16 protein-coding genes are annotated in these 17,032 nt (G+C 69.9%); 6 read left to right on the plus strand and 10 right to left on the minus strand.

Annotation, left to right across the window (positions count from 1 at the left end; translation table 11 throughout):
- Positions 1-184 precede the first annotated feature (184 nt).
- On the plus strand, positions 185-604 hold the full coding sequence (locus OIE13_RS12970) for a pyridoxamine 5'-phosphate oxidase family protein (RefSeq protein ID WP_326639855.1): 420 nt from the start codon (positions 185-187) through the stop codon (positions 602-604).
- Here the strand turns inward: OIE13_RS12970 and OIE13_RS12975 are convergent.
- The 5 genes from OIE13_RS12975 to OIE13_RS12995 form a co-directional block, all read right to left on the minus strand.
- On the minus strand, positions 601-2,298 hold the full coding sequence (locus OIE13_RS12975; RefSeq protein WP_326639854.1) for a sensor histidine kinase: 1,698 nt from the start codon (positions 2,296-2,298) through the stop codon (positions 601-603). The genes OIE13_RS12970 and OIE13_RS12975 overlap by 4 nt on opposite strands.
- Positions 2,299-2,368: 70 nt before the next feature.
- A complete protein-coding gene (locus tag OIE13_RS12980) occupies positions 2,369-2,923 on the minus strand; it encodes a hypothetical protein (RefSeq protein WP_326639852.1) in 555 nt (184 codons plus the stop codon).
- A gap of 164 nt (positions 2,924-3,087) precedes the next feature.
- On the minus strand, positions 3,088-3,939 hold the full coding sequence (locus OIE13_RS12985) for a universal stress protein (RefSeq protein WP_326830061.1): 852 nt from the start codon (positions 3,937-3,939) through the stop codon (positions 3,088-3,090).
- 272 nt (positions 3,940-4,211) lie between these two features.
- A complete protein-coding gene (locus tag OIE13_RS12990) occupies positions 4,212-5,078 on the minus strand; it encodes a universal stress protein (RefSeq protein ID WP_326639848.1) in 867 nt (288 codons plus the stop codon).
- Positions 5,079-5,134: 56 nt separating this feature from the next.
- Entirely contained in the window at positions 5,135-5,986 is an 852-nt protein-coding gene (locus tag OIE13_RS12995; protein ID WP_326639846.1) for a universal stress protein, read from the minus strand.
- A gap of 305 nt (positions 5,987-6,291) precedes the next feature.
- Between OIE13_RS12995 and OIE13_RS13000 the strand changes: the two genes are divergently transcribed.
- Both OIE13_RS13000 and OIE13_RS13005 read left to right on the plus strand, forming a co-directional pair.
- Complete coding sequence (locus OIE13_RS13000) at positions 6,292-8,394, plus strand: glycoside hydrolase family 65 protein (RefSeq protein WP_326639844.1); 2,103 nt, start codon at positions 6,292-6,294, stop codon at positions 8,392-8,394.
- 91 nt (positions 8,395-8,485) lie between these two features.
- Positions 8,486-9,127: a response regulator transcription factor gene (locus OIE13_RS13005; protein WP_326639842.1), complete on the plus strand. Its 642-nt coding sequence runs from the start codon at positions 8,486-8,488 to the stop codon at positions 9,125-9,127.
- Between the two features lie 12 nt (positions 9,128-9,139).
- Here the strand turns inward: OIE13_RS13005 and OIE13_RS13010 are convergent, their stop codons facing one another.
- A complete protein-coding gene (locus tag OIE13_RS13010) occupies positions 9,140-10,840 on the minus strand; it encodes a sensor histidine kinase (RefSeq protein WP_326639839.1) in 1,701 nt (566 codons plus the stop codon).
- A gap of 184 nt (positions 10,841-11,024) precedes the next feature.
- Between OIE13_RS13010 and OIE13_RS13015 the strand changes: the two genes are divergently transcribed.
- Complete coding sequence (locus tag OIE13_RS13015) at positions 11,025-11,900, plus strand: universal stress protein (RefSeq protein WP_326639837.1); 876 nt, start codon at positions 11,025-11,027, stop codon at positions 11,898-11,900.
- A gap of 123 nt (positions 11,901-12,023) precedes the next feature.
- Here the strand turns inward: OIE13_RS13015 and OIE13_RS13020 are convergent, their stop codons facing one another.
- The 3 genes from OIE13_RS13020 to OIE13_RS13030 are packed head-to-tail and all read right to left on the minus strand — an operon-like array spanning position 12,024 to position 14,079.
- Positions 12,024-13,310 (minus strand): ArsB/NhaD family transporter, encoded by a 1,287-nt coding sequence (locus OIE13_RS13020; protein WP_326830062.1) that lies wholly within the window; start codon positions 13,308-13,310, stop codon positions 12,024-12,026.
- Positions 13,307-13,768 carry a CBS domain-containing protein gene (locus OIE13_RS13025; protein WP_326639833.1) on the minus strand — a complete coding sequence of 154 codons (462 nt, stop codon included), beginning with the start codon at positions 13,766-13,768 and terminating at the stop codon, positions 13,307-13,309. The genes OIE13_RS13020 and OIE13_RS13025 overlap by 4 nt, the downstream gene beginning before the upstream one ends.
- Positions 13,769-13,812: 44 nt before the next feature.
- Complete coding sequence (locus OIE13_RS13030; protein WP_326639831.1) at positions 13,813-14,079, minus strand: hypothetical protein; 267 nt, start codon at positions 14,077-14,079, stop codon at positions 13,813-13,815.
- 215 nt (positions 14,080-14,294) lie between these two features.
- Here OIE13_RS13030 and OIE13_RS13035 point away from each other — a divergent pair, with 215 nt between their 5' ends.
- Together OIE13_RS13035 and OIE13_RS13040 are read left to right on the plus strand one after the other, a co-directional pair.
- Entirely contained in the window at positions 14,295-15,332 is a 1,038-nt protein-coding gene (locus OIE13_RS13035) for a HAMP domain-containing sensor histidine kinase (protein ID WP_326639829.1), read from the plus strand.
- A complete protein-coding gene (locus OIE13_RS13040; protein WP_326639827.1) occupies positions 15,329-15,979 on the plus strand; it encodes a response regulator transcription factor in 651 nt (216 codons plus the stop codon). Before OIE13_RS13035 ends, OIE13_RS13040 begins: the two co-directional genes overlap by 4 nt.
- Before the next feature lie 51 nt (positions 15,980-16,030).
- Here OIE13_RS13040 and OIE13_RS13045 read toward each other — a convergent pair whose 3' ends face one another.
- Positions 16,031-17,032, minus strand: a complete 1,002-nt coding sequence (locus OIE13_RS13045) for an Acg family FMN-binding oxidoreductase (RefSeq protein ID WP_326639825.1) — start codon at positions 17,030-17,032, stop codon at positions 16,031-16,033.

Below are 17,032 nucleotides of genomic sequence, written 5' to 3' on the forward strand. Positions count from 1 at the left end.
CGAGCTCGGCCTCTCTCGATCTCGGCCATGGTCACGATCATCACATCGGCAGGAGCCCCGGTAGCCCGGGGGCAAGAGCACCAAGACGGCGACGCCTACCGCTGTCCCCCGGAAGGCCGAACACCGCCAATGACGGGACTTTAGCCCCTAACGTCCCTGGTGCGCCGACGGGCAGCCTGAAGGCATGAAGCTCGACTCGGCAGGCCTTGAAGTGCTTTCCCGGCCGGAGTGCCTCGAACTCCTGGGCTCGGTCTCGATCGGACGGATCGTGTTCACCGACCGTGCCCTTCCGGCCGTACAGCCGGTCAACTTCGTCCTCGACGGCGAGACCGTGGTGATCCGCACCACCATCGATTCCAAGCTCGCCGCGGCGGCCCGCGACGCGATCGTCGCCTTCGAGGCCGACGACTTCGATTCTTCGGCGCGCACCGGCTGGTCGGTCACCGCGGTGGGGCCCGCCCGAGCCGTGTACGAGTCGCAGGAGATCGAGCGCCTGGCCCGGCTACCCCTGACCGCCTGGGCGCCGGCAAGCCGGGACCACTACATCCTGGTGCAGACGGGGCACCTTACCGGCCGCCGCATCTCCTCCAGGCCCGTCGACTAGAGCGGCACGCTCCAGCTCAGCCTGGTGCCCCCCGCCTCCGGCGAGATGATCTCGAAGGAGCCGCCGAGCCGGGCCGCCCGCTCCTGCAGGTTCCGCAGGCCGCTGCGCCTGCCGTCGCCGGCCAGCCCGATACCGTCGTCCCGCACGACGAGGGTGAGCCGGTCGTCCAGCGCCTCGACGGAGACGTCGATCCTCCCTGCCTTGGCGTGCCGTACCGCGTTGGACAGGGCCTCGCGCAACACCGCGAGCAGGTGGTCGGCGATCTCGGGCGGCACGCGGTTGTCGAGCTGCCCGTCCATTCGCAGGCCGGGCATGAAGCCCAGGTGGCCACGGGCGCCTTCCACCATCTCGACGATGCGGGTGCGCAGGCTGGGGGCGCTGTCCCCGCTGGGCGTCTGGAGGGCGAAGATGGTGGAGCGGATCTGGCGGATGGTCTCGTCAAGCTCGTCGATGGCGCCTTTCAGGCGGCTGGAGGCCTCTGGTCTCTCGACCAGCCTGACCGTGCTCATCAGCGTCATGGCGATGGCGAACAGCCGCTGGATGACCACGTCGTGCAGGTCCTTGGCGATGCGGTCGCGGTCTTCGAGCAGGCCCAGCCGTTCGGCGTCCTTGCGGCTCTCGGCCAGCTCCAGTGCCACCGCCGCCTGCGCTGCGAAGGCGTGCAGGGTACGCAGCTCCGACTGGACGAACGGGGTGCGGCCCGAACGCTTGCCGAGTGACAGCACGCCGCGCGCGACGCCCGCCGCGCCCAGCGGGACGGCCCCCACCGGGCCCATCGGCAGATGGTCGGAGAACACGCTCCGCAGTCCGGTCTCGTCCGGATCGTTGACCATGAAAGGCTCGCCGTCGGCGAAGGCCCGTCCGGCCAGGGATCCCGCGGTCTGGATCTCCACCTGTTCCAGCTGCCCGGCGTTCTCGCCGTCGGCGATCGCCACCCGCAGCACCTGCCCGTTCGCCTCCGGCAGCAGGATCGCCACGACGTCCGCGTCGGTCATCTGACGGGCGTGCCCGGCCATCAGGGTGAGGACCTCCCGGGGGTCCGCGCCGGACAGCAGGCTGGTGGTGATCTCCGATGACGCGGCCAGCCACGTCTCCCTGCGGCGGGTCTCCTCGAACAGGCGGGCGTTCTCGATCGCCACACCGGCCGCGGTGGCCAGCGCGACGACGATCGCCTGGTCCTCCTCGTCGAACTCGCCGCCGCCGCGCTTCTCGGTGAGGTAAAGATTGCCGAACACCTCGTCGCGCACCCGGACCGGCACACCGAGGAAGGAGCCCATGGGGGGATGGCCCGGAGGGAAGCCGTAGGACTCGGGATGGTCGGAGATGCGCGTCAGGCGCAGCGGTCGCGGCTCCTTGATCAGCAAACCGAGCAGGCCGAGCCCGTGCGGCCAGTGCTCGATCCTGGCGATCTCCTCCTCGCTGAGCCCCACCGGAATGAACTGCACCAGCGTGTTCTCCTGGCCGACCACTCCCATCGCGCCGAAGCCGGCGTCCACCAGCCTGGTCGCGGTCTCGACGATGCGGCGCAGCACCGTCTCCAGGTCGAGGTCGCTGCCGACCGCCACGACCGCCTCGAGCAGGGCGTGTACGCGGTCGCGGGTGGCGAGTACCGCTTCGAGCCGGAGTTGCAGCTCCGACAGCAGCTCGTCCAGCCGCATGTTCGGAAGCAGGGAATGGGAGTCCGTGTCTGCCATGTCCGCGAGTCTCGCACCAAGACGGCAAAACGCCCACCCCGATCATGGGGTGGGCGTCGTGGTGGCCCGGTTAGCGCAGGACGGGGTAGTTCCGCACCAGGGAGGTGTTGCTCCACCACCTGCCGATGCCGAGGGTGTCGCCGGCGCCCGCCATCGCCAGCCCGGCGAGCACGACGATGTAGACGATGTGATCGTCCATGAACGGGTTGGTGGTCAGGGGCAGAGCGGCGGCCCACATCAGGATCAGCATCAGGCCCCCGGCGACGGCGGCGATCCGCATGCCGGCCCCCAGGATGAGGGCGACGCCGACCCCGAGCAGGCCGAGCATGAACAGCCAGTCCACCCAGGCCTGACCGGCCAGGCCGGAGAAGAGGCCGCCGAGGGCGTTCTCACCGGTGCCCTTGAGGAACCCGGTCGTGGGGCTGCCGCCGGAGATCCAGGCGCGGTCGGCGGGGGTGGCGAACCCCCAGCCGAAGGTCTTGTCGAGGAACGCCCACAGGAAGATCCATCCGATGGAGATGCGCGCGATCGCCCAGACGTAGTCGACCGGGCGTGTCGCCGCCGGAGGGGTGACGTTCGGGACGGACTGCTTGGAGGGAACGTCCCGACCGTGCCTGGTGGCCATGACGGCCCCTTTCGGTAGTGTTTCGCGGTCTCTGTGGTGTCTCCATCACATCGTTTTCCGGGGCCGCTCCGCAGTGCCGTACGGCTCGCGCCCGGGCTGCGAAAGTCATCGCGTTCATGGGACCTTCGGCCTATCCGGCACGGGGATGCCCCGGTCGTATCCGGCTACGACCTGACGACGGCGACGGAGCAGCGGGCGTGATGCAGAACGCCCCGGCTGACCGAGCCCAGGAACAGCGAGCCGAGGGCGCCGCGGCCGTGGGAGCCGACGACGATCAGGTCACAGGTATCGGAGGCGTCGCTGAGCGCCTCGACCGGGTGGGCGCGGCGCACGTCCTCGATCACCTTCACCCCGGGGTACCTCTCTCGCCACGCGGCGAGCCGGTCCGTCACGACCCGGTGATGGGCGGCGCGGAACTCGTCCATGTCATAGACGATCTCCGGGGCGTAGATGTGCACGGGCACCTGCCAGGCGTAGAGGGCGCGCAGGGTGCTGCCGCGCAGCCTGGCCTGCTCGAAGGCGTAGGCGAGGGCGGGCTCGCAGGCGTCGGAGTCGTCGAGGCCGACCGTGATCTCGCCGTGTACCCCGGTCTGGCCGGGACGGACGACGACGACCGGGCAGCGCACATGACCGGCGACGTGGATGCCGACCGAGCCGATCACGGCTCCGGCGAACCCGCCGAGGCCTCTGGTCCCGACGACGATCTCCGTGGCGTCCTTTTCCTGCTCGCGCAGGACCAGCGCCGGCGGTCCCTCGACCAGCGCGGTGGTCACCTCGATGGCAGGTTGCCCGGAGCGGGCCGTCTCCTCCGCGGCGGCCAGCACCTTCTGGGCGGACTCGGTCACCGCGTCCTCCCACTCGGGAGCGGGGAACTTGGGGATGTCGTTCGGCCAGCGCTGCACGGCGGTGACGATGCGCAACGGCAGGCCCCTGCGGGCGGCGTCGTCGGCCGCCCACTGGATGGCAGCGGTCGCGGTGGTGGAACCGTCGGCCCCAACGATGATCAGACTAGACATAAGTCCTCCTTCTCTCCTATCCGACCTCCGTCAAACCTGCGGCCCCAGGGCCGGAAGTCCCTACCGGCCCACGTGATGGCAGGGCCTTTCGTCACTCCGCGACGGAACCGGCCGGCGTTCCGACATCAAAGACACCGGGGGGTGAAACCCCGTCTTCCTGCCCCGATGCCAGGGAACCACCGCATCGTGCCGTTGTCGCTCGCCGCCGGCGGGCGGATACAGCCTTGTCGCTCGCCGCCGGCGGGCGGATACAGCCGTCAACGGCTGTCCGATCAGGCGCGCCGGGGTGCCGCCGTGGCGGGTGTCACGACCAGCGGGCAGGCGGCGTGCTGCAGCAGCGAGTGGCTGACCGAGCCCAGCAACAGCCCCGCCAGGTTCCCGCGGCCGCGTGACCCCACGACCAGCAGGTCGGCGTGTGCCGAGGCGTTCTTCAGAACCTCCACCGGATGCCCGCGCTCCACCTGCTCGGTGACCTTGACATCCGGATGACGCTCGCCCCGGCCCGCCAGCGCCTCGGCCAGCAGCCGCCGCTCGCCCTCGGCCGTCTCCTCGGCAGACGCCTGGAACGGCCCACCGACGGGCCGGTTCCAAGCGTGCACCGCCCGCAGGCCGGCGCCGCGCAGGGATGCCTCGGCGAAGGCGAACTCGATGGCGGACGCACCTGCCGCGGAGCCGTCGACTCCGACGACCACCTCGCCCACCCCGGCGTGTGACCGCTCGGGCGCCTTCCGGATGACGGCGACCGGGCAGGCGCTGTGTCCGGTCACGCCCAGCGCGACCGATCCCAGCAGCATGCCGGAGAAACCGTCCCGCCCGTGACTGCCGACCACCAGGAGGTCGGCGTCCTTCGCGGCCTCGATCAGGACGTCCCTGGGGTCGCCCGGCAGCAGCAGCGGCTCCACCTTGACACGCCCGTCCTTCTCGCGGGCCCGGTCCAGCGCGTCCGTCAGCATGGACATGGCCCCATCGCGCATCCACCGGCCCACGTCGGCGTACGGGGCGTCCTCGGTCATCTCCAACGGCCAGGCCACCATGGCGTGCACCACGCGCAACTCGGCACCGCGTAGCCGGGCCTCCCGTACGGCCCAGCTCACGGCCTCAAGCGCGGCCTGCGAGCCGTCGACTCCCACCAAGATCACAATATTCCCCTTTCGAACCTCTGGCCGCCCCTGCGGCCAGAGCCGTTGAAGGTCTCCTACCCCCGAAACCGCCGGTCACCGGACGTTGATCCGACAACCGCCACAGGACAGCGAGCATGGTGGAGAATCTCACGGCTGACCGATCCCAGCAGGATCGCTCCGACGGCGCCGAGACCGCGAGAGCCCACGACGAGCAGGTCCGCCCGCGCCGAGGCGGCCAGCAGTGTCGGCACCGGGCGCGCGCGCGTCACATCCGGGACGACCTCGACGGCGGGGAACCGTTCCCGCCAGCCGGCGAGCCGGTCCTCGGCCACCCGGCGCTGTGCCCGCCGGATCTCATCGGTGTCCCCGCCCGCCTGCCAGGCGTAGACCGCGCGCAACCCGCAGCCGCGTAACGCGGCCTGCTCGAAGGCGAACCCGAGAGCGGGTTCGCACTCGGTGGAACCGTCGACGCCCACGACCACCTCACCGTGCGCCTCGGCGAAACCCCGCCTGACGACCACCACGGCGCCGGGTACGTGACCCGCCACCCGGACGGGGACCGAGCCGAGCGGCGACCCGGCGAAACCGCCCAGGCCGCGACTGCCGACCACCAGTTCGACCGCCGTTTCCGCCTGCCCGCACAGAACCTCGGACGGCGTTCCCTCGATCAGCTCGGTGGTCACCCGGACATCCGGCCCCCGTTCCGTCGCCGCCTTGGCCGCTTCGGTGAGCACCTGTTCGCCGAAGCGCGCCAGCCGGCCGGGCCGCCCCGGCAGGGGGAACTCGACCAGGTCGGATGGCCAGCGGTCCATGGCGTGCACGATCCTCAGGGACACCCCCCTGCGGACGGCGTCGTCGACCGCCCATTCCAGGGCCACTGCGGCGGCGGCCGAGCCATCCGTTCCGACAGTGATCGATTCGGTCATCACTTTCCCCCGCTGCCCATCGGATCGCGGCACGGACGGTTTCCCCAGGGACGATCGTCCCCGGGCACGGGGACCTTCGTCCTCTCCCCGGCGAGAAGAGCCGATCTTCGGACGAAGGTCCCTGAACCATAGGGCCGATCAGCCCTAAGAGGACCGTGAACACTGCCGTACCGTCCGGGTGGAAGGGGGTACCCAATGACTCTCCCGGCAGTCAGGGCAGTCCGCTCCGGTCCCGTCACCGGCATCGACCGGCGCCGGCCTCGTCGTCGCCGATCCGGCACAACCACGATTTCACGGGAGAAGACGTGAACCCCTGGCTCCTCACCTATGACGGCTTCGACCCCGCCCGGGAGGGGGTGCGAGAGGCGCTGACGACGCTCGGTAACGGCTACTTCGCCACCAGGGGCGCCGTACCGGAGTCACACGCCGACGGGGTGCACTATCCCGGCACCTACGTCGCCGGCTGCTACGACCGGCTCGTCTCCCAGGTCGCGGGCCACCCGGTGAAGAACGAGGACCTCGTCAACGTGCCGAACTGGCTGCCCCTGACCTTCCGCGCCGACGGTGGCGACTGGTTCGCCCCAGGACACGCCGAGATCCTGGCCCATCGCCACACGCTCGACATGCGCCAGGGAACTCTCAGCCGGTTCCTGCGGGTACGCGACTCCCACGGCCGGATCACCCGGGTGGAGCAGCACCGTCTGGTCTCGATGGACGACCCGCACCTGGCCGCTCTCACCATGACGATCGTTCCGGAGAACTGGCACGGGCTGCTGGAGATCCGCTCGGCACTGGACGGGCGTGTCACCAACGCCGGAGTCGCCCGCTACCGCGATCTGGCCGACCGGCATCTCGTCCCGATCTGCGGGCACGCCGCCCACGGCGTGATCGAACTGCTGACCCGCACCGCCACCTCCCGCGTGGAGATCGCACTCGCCGCCCGCACCGCACTGGCCGACGGGCACCGCCGTACCGGCGTCGAGGAGGGCTGGGTGGGCGACGAGCGGGCCGTCGAGGTGAAAGCCGGCGACGAGGTCGCCGTGGAGAAGATCGTGGCCCTCTACACCTCCCGGGACAGGGCCATCGCCGAGAGCGAGGCCGCCGCGAGAAGCGCCGTCGTGCGCGCGGGCGGCTTCTCCACCCTCCTCAAGCGGCACGTACGGGCCTGGGACCGGCTGTGGCAGCGGGCGCACGTCACCGCCGAGGACACCGAGGTGCAGCAGATCCTCAACCTGTACGTCTTCCACCTGCTGCAGACGGCCTCCCCGCACATCGCGGAACTCGACACCGGGCTGCCCGCCCGGGGCCTGCACGGCGAGGCCTACCGAGGCCACGTTTTCTGGGACGACCTGTTCGTCGTCCCCTTCCTCGCCCCGCGCCTGCCGGAGATCACCCGGGCACTGCTCAGGTACCGGTGGCGCCGCCTGCCCGAGGCACGCTGGGCCGCCCGTGCCGCCGGATACGCCGGAGCGATGTTTCCCTGGCAGAGCGGAAGCGACGGCCGGGAGGAGACACCGCACCTGCACTTCAACCCCCGCTCCGGCCGCTGGCTGTCCGACCGCTCGCACCTGCAGCGCCATGTCGGCCTGGCCATCGCCTTCAACGTGTGGCAGCACTACCAGGCGACGAAGGACACCGCCTTCCTCGCGGGCTTCGGCGGCGAACTGCTCCTGGAGGTGGCCCGCTTCTTCGCCTCACTCGCGACCTGCGAGAAGGGACGCTACGCGATCCGCGGCGTGATGGGCCCGGACGAGTATCACGACGGCTACCCCGACCGCACCGAGCCCGGCCTGGACAACAACGCCTACACCAACGTCATGACCGCATGGCTGATGCGCCGGGTCCTGGACATGATCGGCCTGGTCGGCGCCGAGGAGGTCGGCGAGCAGGAGATCGAACTGTTCACCGGCATGACCCGGCGGATGCGGGTGGACTTCCACGACGGAGTGATCAGCCAGTTCGAGGGATACGCGGGCCTGGAGGAACTGGACTGGGCCGCCTACCGGCGCGAGTACGGGGACATCCGGCGGCTGGACCGCATCCTCGACGCCGAAGGCGACACACCAAACCGGTACAAGGCCTCCAAGCAGGCCGACGTGCTCATGCTCTTCCACCTGCTCGGCGAGGAAGGGCTCGACGAGATCCTGACCGGTCTCGGCTACGAATGGAACGCCGAGATGGCCAGGCGCACCGTGGACTACTACCTGGCCCGCACCTGCCACGGCTCGACGCTGAGCGCCGTCGTCCACGCCGGAGTGCTGGCACGCCTGCGCCCCGGCGCCTCGCACCCCTTCCTGGTGGAGGCGCTGAACAATGATGTGAAGGACCTCCAGGCGGGGACCACCTCCGAGGGGATCCACCTGGGAGCGATGGCGGGAGTGGCCTGCCTGTTCGCGGCAAAGACCTGATCACCGGTCATCGCCCCCGAATTTGCCCGATGCTGACAATCGGCACCTTGATCCCTGCATCCGACACACCGGAAAGGCTAACCTTCAGAACATGATTCGCGTGTTCCTGGTCGACGATCACGAAGTGGTACGGCGCGGTGTGGCCGCGCTGCTGGAGTCCGAAGGCGACATCGAGGTGATCGGCGAGGCGGGAACCGCCGAGTCGGCGGTGGCCCGTATCCCGGCGCTACGGCCGGACGTCGCGGTCCTGGACGTACGCCTGCCCGACGGCAACGGGGTGGACGTGTGCCGCGAGGTCCGCTCCAGAATGCCGGAACTGGCCTGCCTGATGCTGACCTCCTTCGCCGACGACGAAGCCCTGTTCAACGCCGTGATGGCCGGCGCCTCCGGCTACGTGCTCAAACAGATCCACGGATCAGACTTGGTCGGCGCCGTACGCACGGTGGCGGGCGGCGAGTCGATGCTGGACCCGCAGACGACCTCGGCCATGCTGGCGCGACTACGCGAACAGGCCGTCAGAAAAGACCCCCTGGCCGCCCTGTCGGATCAGGAACGCCACATCCTGGAACTGATCGGCGAGGGCCTGACCAACCGGCAGATCGGCGAACGGATGTACCTCGCCGAGAAAACGGTCAAGAACTACGTCTCCAACCTGCTGTCCAAACTGAACATGCAGCGCCGTACCCAGGCCGCCGCCCTGGTGACACGGCTGAAGAACAACCGCCCCGAATGAGCGGGCCTTCGGCTAGGTGAGGGACGCGCTCCAGATCAGGCGGGTCCCCGCCTCCGGGGAGGATTCCACCGAGAAGGAACCACCGAGCCGCTCGGCCCGTTCCTTGAGATTACGCAACCCGCTGCGCCTGCACTCCCCGGGCAACCCGGCCCCGTCGTCCGCCACGGTCAGGACGAGCCGATCGCCCTCGATCTCAACCGTCACCCCGGCCCTGGAGGCCCTGGCATGGCGCACGATGTTGGACAGAGCCTCCCGCACAACGGCCAGCAGATGCTCCGCGACCTGTTCCGGCACGCCGCCGTCCAGCGGGCCCTCCATCACCAGACCCGGCATGAAACCCAGGTGGGCCCGGGCGTCCTCGACCAGTTCCACGATCTGCGCACGCAGACCGCGATCACCTTCCTGGTGCGGGGTCTGCAGGGCGAAGATGGTCGAGCGAATCTGCCGGATGGTCCCGTCCAACTCGTCGATCGCGTTCTGTAGCCGGTCCGAGGCCTCAGACCGCTCCACGAACCGCGCAACGCCCATCAGCGTCATGGCGATGGCGAACAACCGCTGGATCACCACATCGTGCAGATCCTTGGCGATCCGGTCACGATCTTCCAGCAGGCTCAGCCGCTCGGCGTCCACCCGCCTTTCCGCCAACTCCAGGGCGACCGCGGCCTGCCCGGCGAAGGAGTGCAGGGTGCGCAACCCCGCCTGACCGAACGGGATACGGCCCGGCTGCTTACCCAGCAACAGCACGCCCCGCACCCCTCCCGCCGCGCCGATCGGCACCGCGGCCACCGTACCCAGCGAGACATGCTCGGCGAGCATCATCGGAATCTCCGCCTCGGCCGAATCGGCGACCATACGCGGCTCACCGCTGGTGAAGGCCAGACCGGCAAGGGAGTCGGCGACAGACGTCTCCGCATGAACCGCCTGGTCGCCGTCCGGCCCGTCGGCGAGAACCACCCGCAGGACCTGCCCGCCCTCGTCGGGCAACAGGACCGCGACAAGATCGGCATCGGCCATCTGCCGCGCCCGCCGCGCGATCAACGCGAGCACCATCTCCGGCTCGGCCCCCGACAGCAGGCTGGTGGTGACCTCCGCCGAGGCCTGCAGCCACATCTCACGCCGCCGGCTGTCCTCATACAGCCGGGCGTTCTCGATGGCGACCCCGGCGGCGGTGGCCAGCGCGGTCACGATCGCCTCGTCCTCGGCGTCGAACTCTCCTCCCCCACGCTTCTCGGTGAGGTAAAGATTTCCGAAAACCTCCCCACGCACCCGGATCGGCACCCCCAGAAACGACCCCATCGGTGGATGGCCGGGGGGAAAACCGTACGACTCCGGATGATCACAGATGTGAGCCAGCCTCAGCGACTGCGGCTGCTTGATCAGCAGACCGATCAGGCCCAGGCCGCGCGGCCAGTGCTCGATGCCGGCGATCTCCTTCTCGCTCAACCCCACCGGGACGAACTGGACCAGCGTGTTCTCCTCACCGATCAGGCCCAGGGCACCGTAGGTGGCGTCGACAAGGGGGATGGCGGCCTCCACGATCCGGCGCAGCACGGTCTCCAGATCAAGTTCTCCGCCCACGGAGACGACCGCGTCCAGCAGCGCGTGCACCCGGTCACGGGTGGCGAGCACCGCCTCCAGACGCACCCTCAGTTCCGCCAGCAGCTCGTCCAGCCGCATGTGCGGTATCAACGCGCCGGGCTCGAACTCCCCCATACTGCGAAGTCTCGCACCCCGGCACGGGGCGGGCGCTCGCGCACCCGGTGTACCCCCACATCAGGATCGGCAAGTGCCGGACCAGCGAAGACGCGCCCCTGAAGGTCAAAAGAGCACAGCCGCGCCAGGCGGGTACATAGCCCCCATACGGGCTCGGCCCGACTCCAGTCCCAAGGTGGTGACCATGACAGAGCCCATCGTCGTCGGCGTCGACGGCTCGGCCTCCTCACTCCGGGCCGTGGCCTGGGCCGCGCGGGAGGCCGCCTTACGGAACGCGCCGCTGCACATCGTGCACGTCACTCTCCGCTGGGCCTACGACGTCCCTCTCGTCCCGCAGCCTGCCCACTGGGGGCCGTCGGCGGAGTCCGCCTCCCGGAAACTACTGCGCCAGGCCTCCGAGCAGGCCCATGCCGACGCCCCCACCGTGACGGTCAGCACCGAGATCGCCGACGGCGCCACCGCGGAGGCGATCATCGCCGCGGCCGAGACCGCACAAATGATCGTTGTCGGCAGCCGGGGTCTCGGCGGATTCGCCGGGCTGCTGCTGGGCTCGGTCAGCCGTACCCTCGCCGACCGATCCCCCTGCCCGGTGGTGGTCGTGGGCGAACCCCGCACCGAGCACGGCACTGAGATCGTCGCCGGCGTCACCGGACACCCCGGCCAGGAGCACATCCTGGAGTTCGCCTTCCGCGAGGCCACGCTGCGCGGCCTGCCCCTGCGGACGGTGCACGCCTGGACCCATCCGGCCCTCAGGGCACCCGGCGACATGCAACCGCTCGTCTTCGACGTCGAAGCCGTCGGTCAGGAGGAGGCGCGTCTGCTGGCCGAGTCCATCGGCGGCTGGCGGGAGAGGTTCCCCGACGTGCCCCTCGTCGAGCAGGTGGTGCACGAGCATCCGGCCAGAGCGCTCATCGACGCCTCTGTCTCCGCCGAACTGGTCGTCGTGGGCGCCCCCGGCCCGATGAGGATTCTCGGATCGACGGTGCACGGCCTGCTCCCCCACGCCCACACGCCCGTGGCCGTCGTCCCGCGCCCTTCTTCGCACGTGCGCCGGGCCTGAGCCCTCGCTCCGCACCGTCCTGCCGGCCGGCACCCCGGCCAGGAGAACACAGCTGTCTCCCCCGGCCGGGGTGCCGTTCAGCCGACGCTCGCCGGTTCGAACGCGGCGGCACTCTCACCTCGGTCACATGAAGTAGCGCAGCCAGACGTACGCCCAGGCCATGAGCGTGCTCAGCACCGTCACCACGATTCCGTACCTGGTGAACTGCCAGAAACTGATCGGGTGACCCGTCCGCGCCGCGATCCCGATCGCGACCACGTTCGCGCTGGCCGCCACCGCCGTACCGTTGCCACCGAAGTCGGCGCCCAGCGCGAACGCCCACCACAGCGCCTGTCCGGTCGCCGCGTCGGGGGCCTGCGCCACGATCCCCTCGACGACCGGCGCCATCGTCGCGACATACGGGATGTTGTCGAAGAACGCCCCCAGCACGCTGGAGCCGAACAGCAGCGACGTCGCCGCGAGGAAGTAGTCGTCGCCGACCGCCTCGATCGCCCACATCCCCACCGTCGCGATCACGCCGGTCTCGACCAGACCCGCGACCATCACGAACAGTCCCATGAAGAACACCAGCGTCGGCCACTCGACTTCCGCCAGCACCTCGGAGACCGAGATCCGCGACAGCAGGAGCATCACTCCCGCCCCCACGAGCGCCACGATGGACGGCTCGATGTGCAGCACCGCGTGCAGCCCGAACCCGGCCACCACCGCGGCGAGCACCGCCAGGCACCGTACGAGCAGCTTGGGGTCGGTGATCGCCCGCCGCTCCTGCAGCGCCATCACCGCGGCGACGCGCTCGGGGTTGTACTGGAAGGACCCTTTGAACAGCACCCTGGTCAGCAGCACGAAGGCGACGAAGATGACGACCACGACGGGCGCCATGTGCACCAGGAAGTCGTTGAACGTCAGCCCCGCCCTGCTGCCGATGATGATGTTGGGCGGGTCCCCGATGAGGGTCGCCGCGCCGCCGATGTTGGAGGCCAGCACCTCCGCGATCAGGTACGGCTGGGCCGGAATCCGCAGCCGGTCGCACACGACCACCGTGACCGGCGCCACCAGCATGATGGTGGTGACGTTGTCAAGGAAGGGCGAGGCGACGGCGGTGATCACCATCAGCATGACCATGAGCCGGTAGGGATCGCCTTTGGAACGCTTCGCCGCCCAGATGGCCAGGTAGTCGAAGATCCCCGTCTGCTTGACGATCCCTACGATGACCATCATCCCGAGTAGCAGGAAGATGACGTTCCAGTCGATGCCCTCGTGCTCGGAGAAGAACACCTCGGAGCCCGGTATCAGCCCCAGAACCGCCATCGCGCCCGCGGCGACAAGGACCACCTTGACCTTGTCCACCTTTTCGGTGGCGATGAAGAAGAACGCGACGAGGAAGATCCCTAGGGCGAGCAGCGCGCTCAAGACTCACCGAGGCCGAAGACGGCCAGGCTGGTGAGGAGCCGCTCCAGGGTGATCGCCCCTGCCAGCGAGCCGTCCCGTTCCACCACGGCCACGATCGGACTGCGTATCCTGGCCATCAGCGCGGCCACCTCAAGCAGGTTCGCGTCCACCGGGACGGTCACCGGCCTGGCGTGCTCGCGCGGCAGGCAGTCACCGACCGTGCGATTGCCCAGGTCCTGCCAGAACCGGTCCGCGTAGGCCTCGTCGATGGTCCTGGCCAGCGCGGGATCCTCCTGGTAGGAGCCGGGCACGGCCAGCCGCAGCACCTGGGTGCCCGGAAGTACCAGCTTGGGCCGCGAGCGGTCGTCCACGATGATGAGTCCGGGCAGGCGACCTATCACCATGACCCGTACCGCCTTCGCGACGGAGTCACTCGTGGTGACCGTCGGAAGGCTCACCGCGATGTCGCGCGCTTGCATGGCACCTTCCTGTCGGGTGAGATGGCGCACGGCGGGTGGTGTGCTCACCGTGCGCCTCCGGTGATCTCGGCCAGCCGCTGTTCGAGGGTGGCGAGCCTGTCGTCCACCGACCGGCTGTGCAGGACCTGGGCGACCTGATCGGCCTCGTCCTGCGCCAGGTGGATGGCCTGCGAGGGCTCGTCGCCCCCGCCGTACACCAAGATCCGCCGGGATCCGTTCCTGTCCACCAGGACCGCCAGGTTCTGGCCGTCTCGGGTGGCGAAGTGGAACAGGACCCCTTCACCGGGCACGGTCGTACGTGTGATGTTCATATCGGTGGTCACTCCCTTCCACTCGAAGCCGCGGTCACGAGGCGAGGCGTTCCGCCCGGCGGATCAGGTCCTCCTGGAGTCGCACCTCGCCCCTGTTGGTGTCCGCCGCCCCTCCATCCCATCGGCGCCGTCCCCCTGCCACCATCGGGGCCGGCACCCATCTGATCAGGGGTGGAACATGCAGAAGCGACGCGGAAAGATGGGAGACGCCCCCCATGGACAGGCCGTTCGGCGACCGGGAGGCTGATGAGATGAGCGAGCGCCCCGACAAGACGGCAGGAGCGCGCAGTCCGGTGCGCATCCTGTTCAAACGCCTGTTCGCGATCAACGGGCTGGTCTTCACGGTCGGCACGCTGGTGCTCGCCCTCTCCCCCGCCACCGTGTCCTCGCCGGTGCTGCTGACCGAGATCCCGGTGCTGACGGTCGGCCTGGCGCTGATACTGGCCGCCAACGCGCTGCTCCTGCGCACCAGCCTGGCCCCGCTCGACGCGCTCACGACCCTGATGCAGCGGGTGAACCTGCTGCATCCGCTGGACCGGCTGCCCAGCAACGGCAACGGCGACCTGACCCACCTGATCGACACGTTCAACGCGATGCTGGACCGGCTGGAGGCCGAGCACAGCGCCAGCAGCGCCCACGCCCTGGCCGCGCAGGAAGGCGAGCGACGGCGCATCGCCCGCGAGTTGCACGACGAGATCGGCCAGAGCCTCACCGTGGTCCTGCTGAGCCTCAAACACGCCGCCGACCGCGCACCCGACGATCTACGCGAGGAGTTGCGCGGGGTGCAGGAGAGCGTCCGCGCGAGCCTGGACGAGGTGGGGCAGGTCGCCCGCCGCCTGCGTCCAGGAGTACTGGAGGACCTTGGCCTGCAGAGCGCCCTCAGCGCGCTGAGCAGCGACTTCTCCCAGAGCAGCGGCGTTCCCGTGACCCGCAGGGTCGATCCAGACCTGCCCTCGCTGAGCGAGGACGTCGAGCTGGTCCTTTACCGCATCGCCCAGGAGGGCCTGACCAACGCGGCCAGGCACGCCTGCGCCTCCCGGGTCGAACTGGCCCTGACAGCGGAGCCCAGCGGCCTGGAGTTGCGCATCACCGACAACGGCCGCGGTGGCGTGCGTCAGGACGGGGCTGGGATCCGCGGGATGCGCGAGCGCGCCATGCTCATCGGCGCCCGCCTGAGCGTGACCTCTCCGCAGGGCGGCGGCACCGACGTCCGGCTCACCGTACCGGCCGAGAACAGGCAGGGAAGCCGATGAACCCCACGAGGATCCTGCTGGCCGACGACCACGCCCTGGTCCGCCGCGGGCTGCGGCTGATCCTGGACGCCGAGCCCGACCTCATCGTGGTGGCCGAGGCGGCCAACGGCGCCGAGGCGGTGGAGGCCGCCGTACCCGAGGCGGTCGACCTGGCGATCCTCGACATCGCGATGCCGCGGATGACCGGCCTGCAGGCGGCCCGTGAGATCTCGCGGCGCGCGCCCGGCATCCGGCTGCTGATCCTGTCGATGTACGACAACGAGCAGTACTTCTTCGAGGCGCTCAAGGCGGGGGCCTCTGGGTACGTGCTGAAGTCGGTGGCCGACCGCGACCTGCTGGAGGCGTGCAGGGCGGCGATGCGCGGCGAGCCGTTCCTGTACCCGGGCGCCGTCACCGCCCTGATCCGGCACTACCTGCAGCGCGACAGGCTGGGAGAGGCGATGCCGGAGAGCATCCTGACCCCGCGCGAGGAGGAGATCGTCAAACTGATCGCCGAGGGCAACTCGGCCAAGCAGATCGCCGAGACCCTGTTCATCAGCGTGAAGACGGTCGACCGGCACCGGGCCAACATCCTGCAGAAACTCGGCATGCGCGACCGGCTCGACCTCACCCGGTACGCCATCCGCGCGGGCCTGATCGAGCCGTGAGAGCGCCGGCCGGACCCGGCCGTCCCCGCCTGTCCGCCCCTGTCCTTCGGGTCAGCCCGGCCCGCGTTCTTCCAGCACATCGGTGACCGGCCGCCGGACGCCCTCGCTCTCGTCGGAGGTGAAACCCAGGCGCATGATCATCTGGGGGTACTCGCCGGACAGCAGTTCCTGCCGCAGGAACTCCCGCAGGTGGAACATCTCCAGCGCCTGGGTGTGGAAGGCCGCGCTGATGTCGTAGGCGGAGGCGTGCAGCAGGATACGCTGCAGCGCCTGGCCCGCCGCGACCCAGTCCTCGCGGGAGTCCCCCGGCGTGGTCAGCACCGCCACGGTTCCGGTGGATGTGGAGAGGAACTGGTCGGTGTCGCTGCCCCAGGAGTGACCGTGGGTGTAGTCGCGCTGGGCGAAGTGCGGATGGGTCCGCCTGGGCTCGCGCGGGTAGCCCTGCGCCGAAACCCCGTCTTTGCGGGGGCTTCCCGGCGGCTGGGCCCAGCGGATCATCTCCAGGGTGAGCAGCCGGTCCTGGGACTGCACGTCCTCGGCGGCGCAGGTGAGCGCGGCGAGCACCCGGACGGCGGCCTTGGACCTGACCGGCGTCAGCCGTGCCCCCTCGGCACTCGCCTGGCAGACGAACGCCTCGACGAGGCGGTCCGCCACGGGCACCTCGGTGAATCCGGCGCGGTGGGTGCGGCGGCGTTCGATCTCGGCGTGCAGCAACCGGGTGTGCTCGTCCGGGGCGACGGCCGCCCCCACCCGTACCGTCGCCAGCAGAGCGGGACGGTCGGGGTCGGGCAGCACGCGCACCTGCGGTTCGCGGCCGAACCTGCGCAGCGCGAGCCGCACGTTCATCAGGGCGGCACCGCAACTGATCAGCATTTCCCGGCCCTCGGGATCGCCGAGCCGTAGTCTCCTGTCACTGTCGGCCCGCAGAGCGATCTCCTCACCGTCGATGGAGAAGGACCACGGTTGAGTGTTGTGCACCGATGGTGCCCACACGGCGGCCCCGACCGCCGTACGGATCGCCGAGGTGATCTCCTCGGTGGTGTGAGCGCTCAT

It is taken from the genome of Streptosporangium sp. NBC_01810 (assembly GCF_035917355.1).
Taxonomy (GTDB): Bacteria; Actinomycetota; Actinomycetes; order Streptosporangiales; family Streptosporangiaceae; genus Streptosporangium.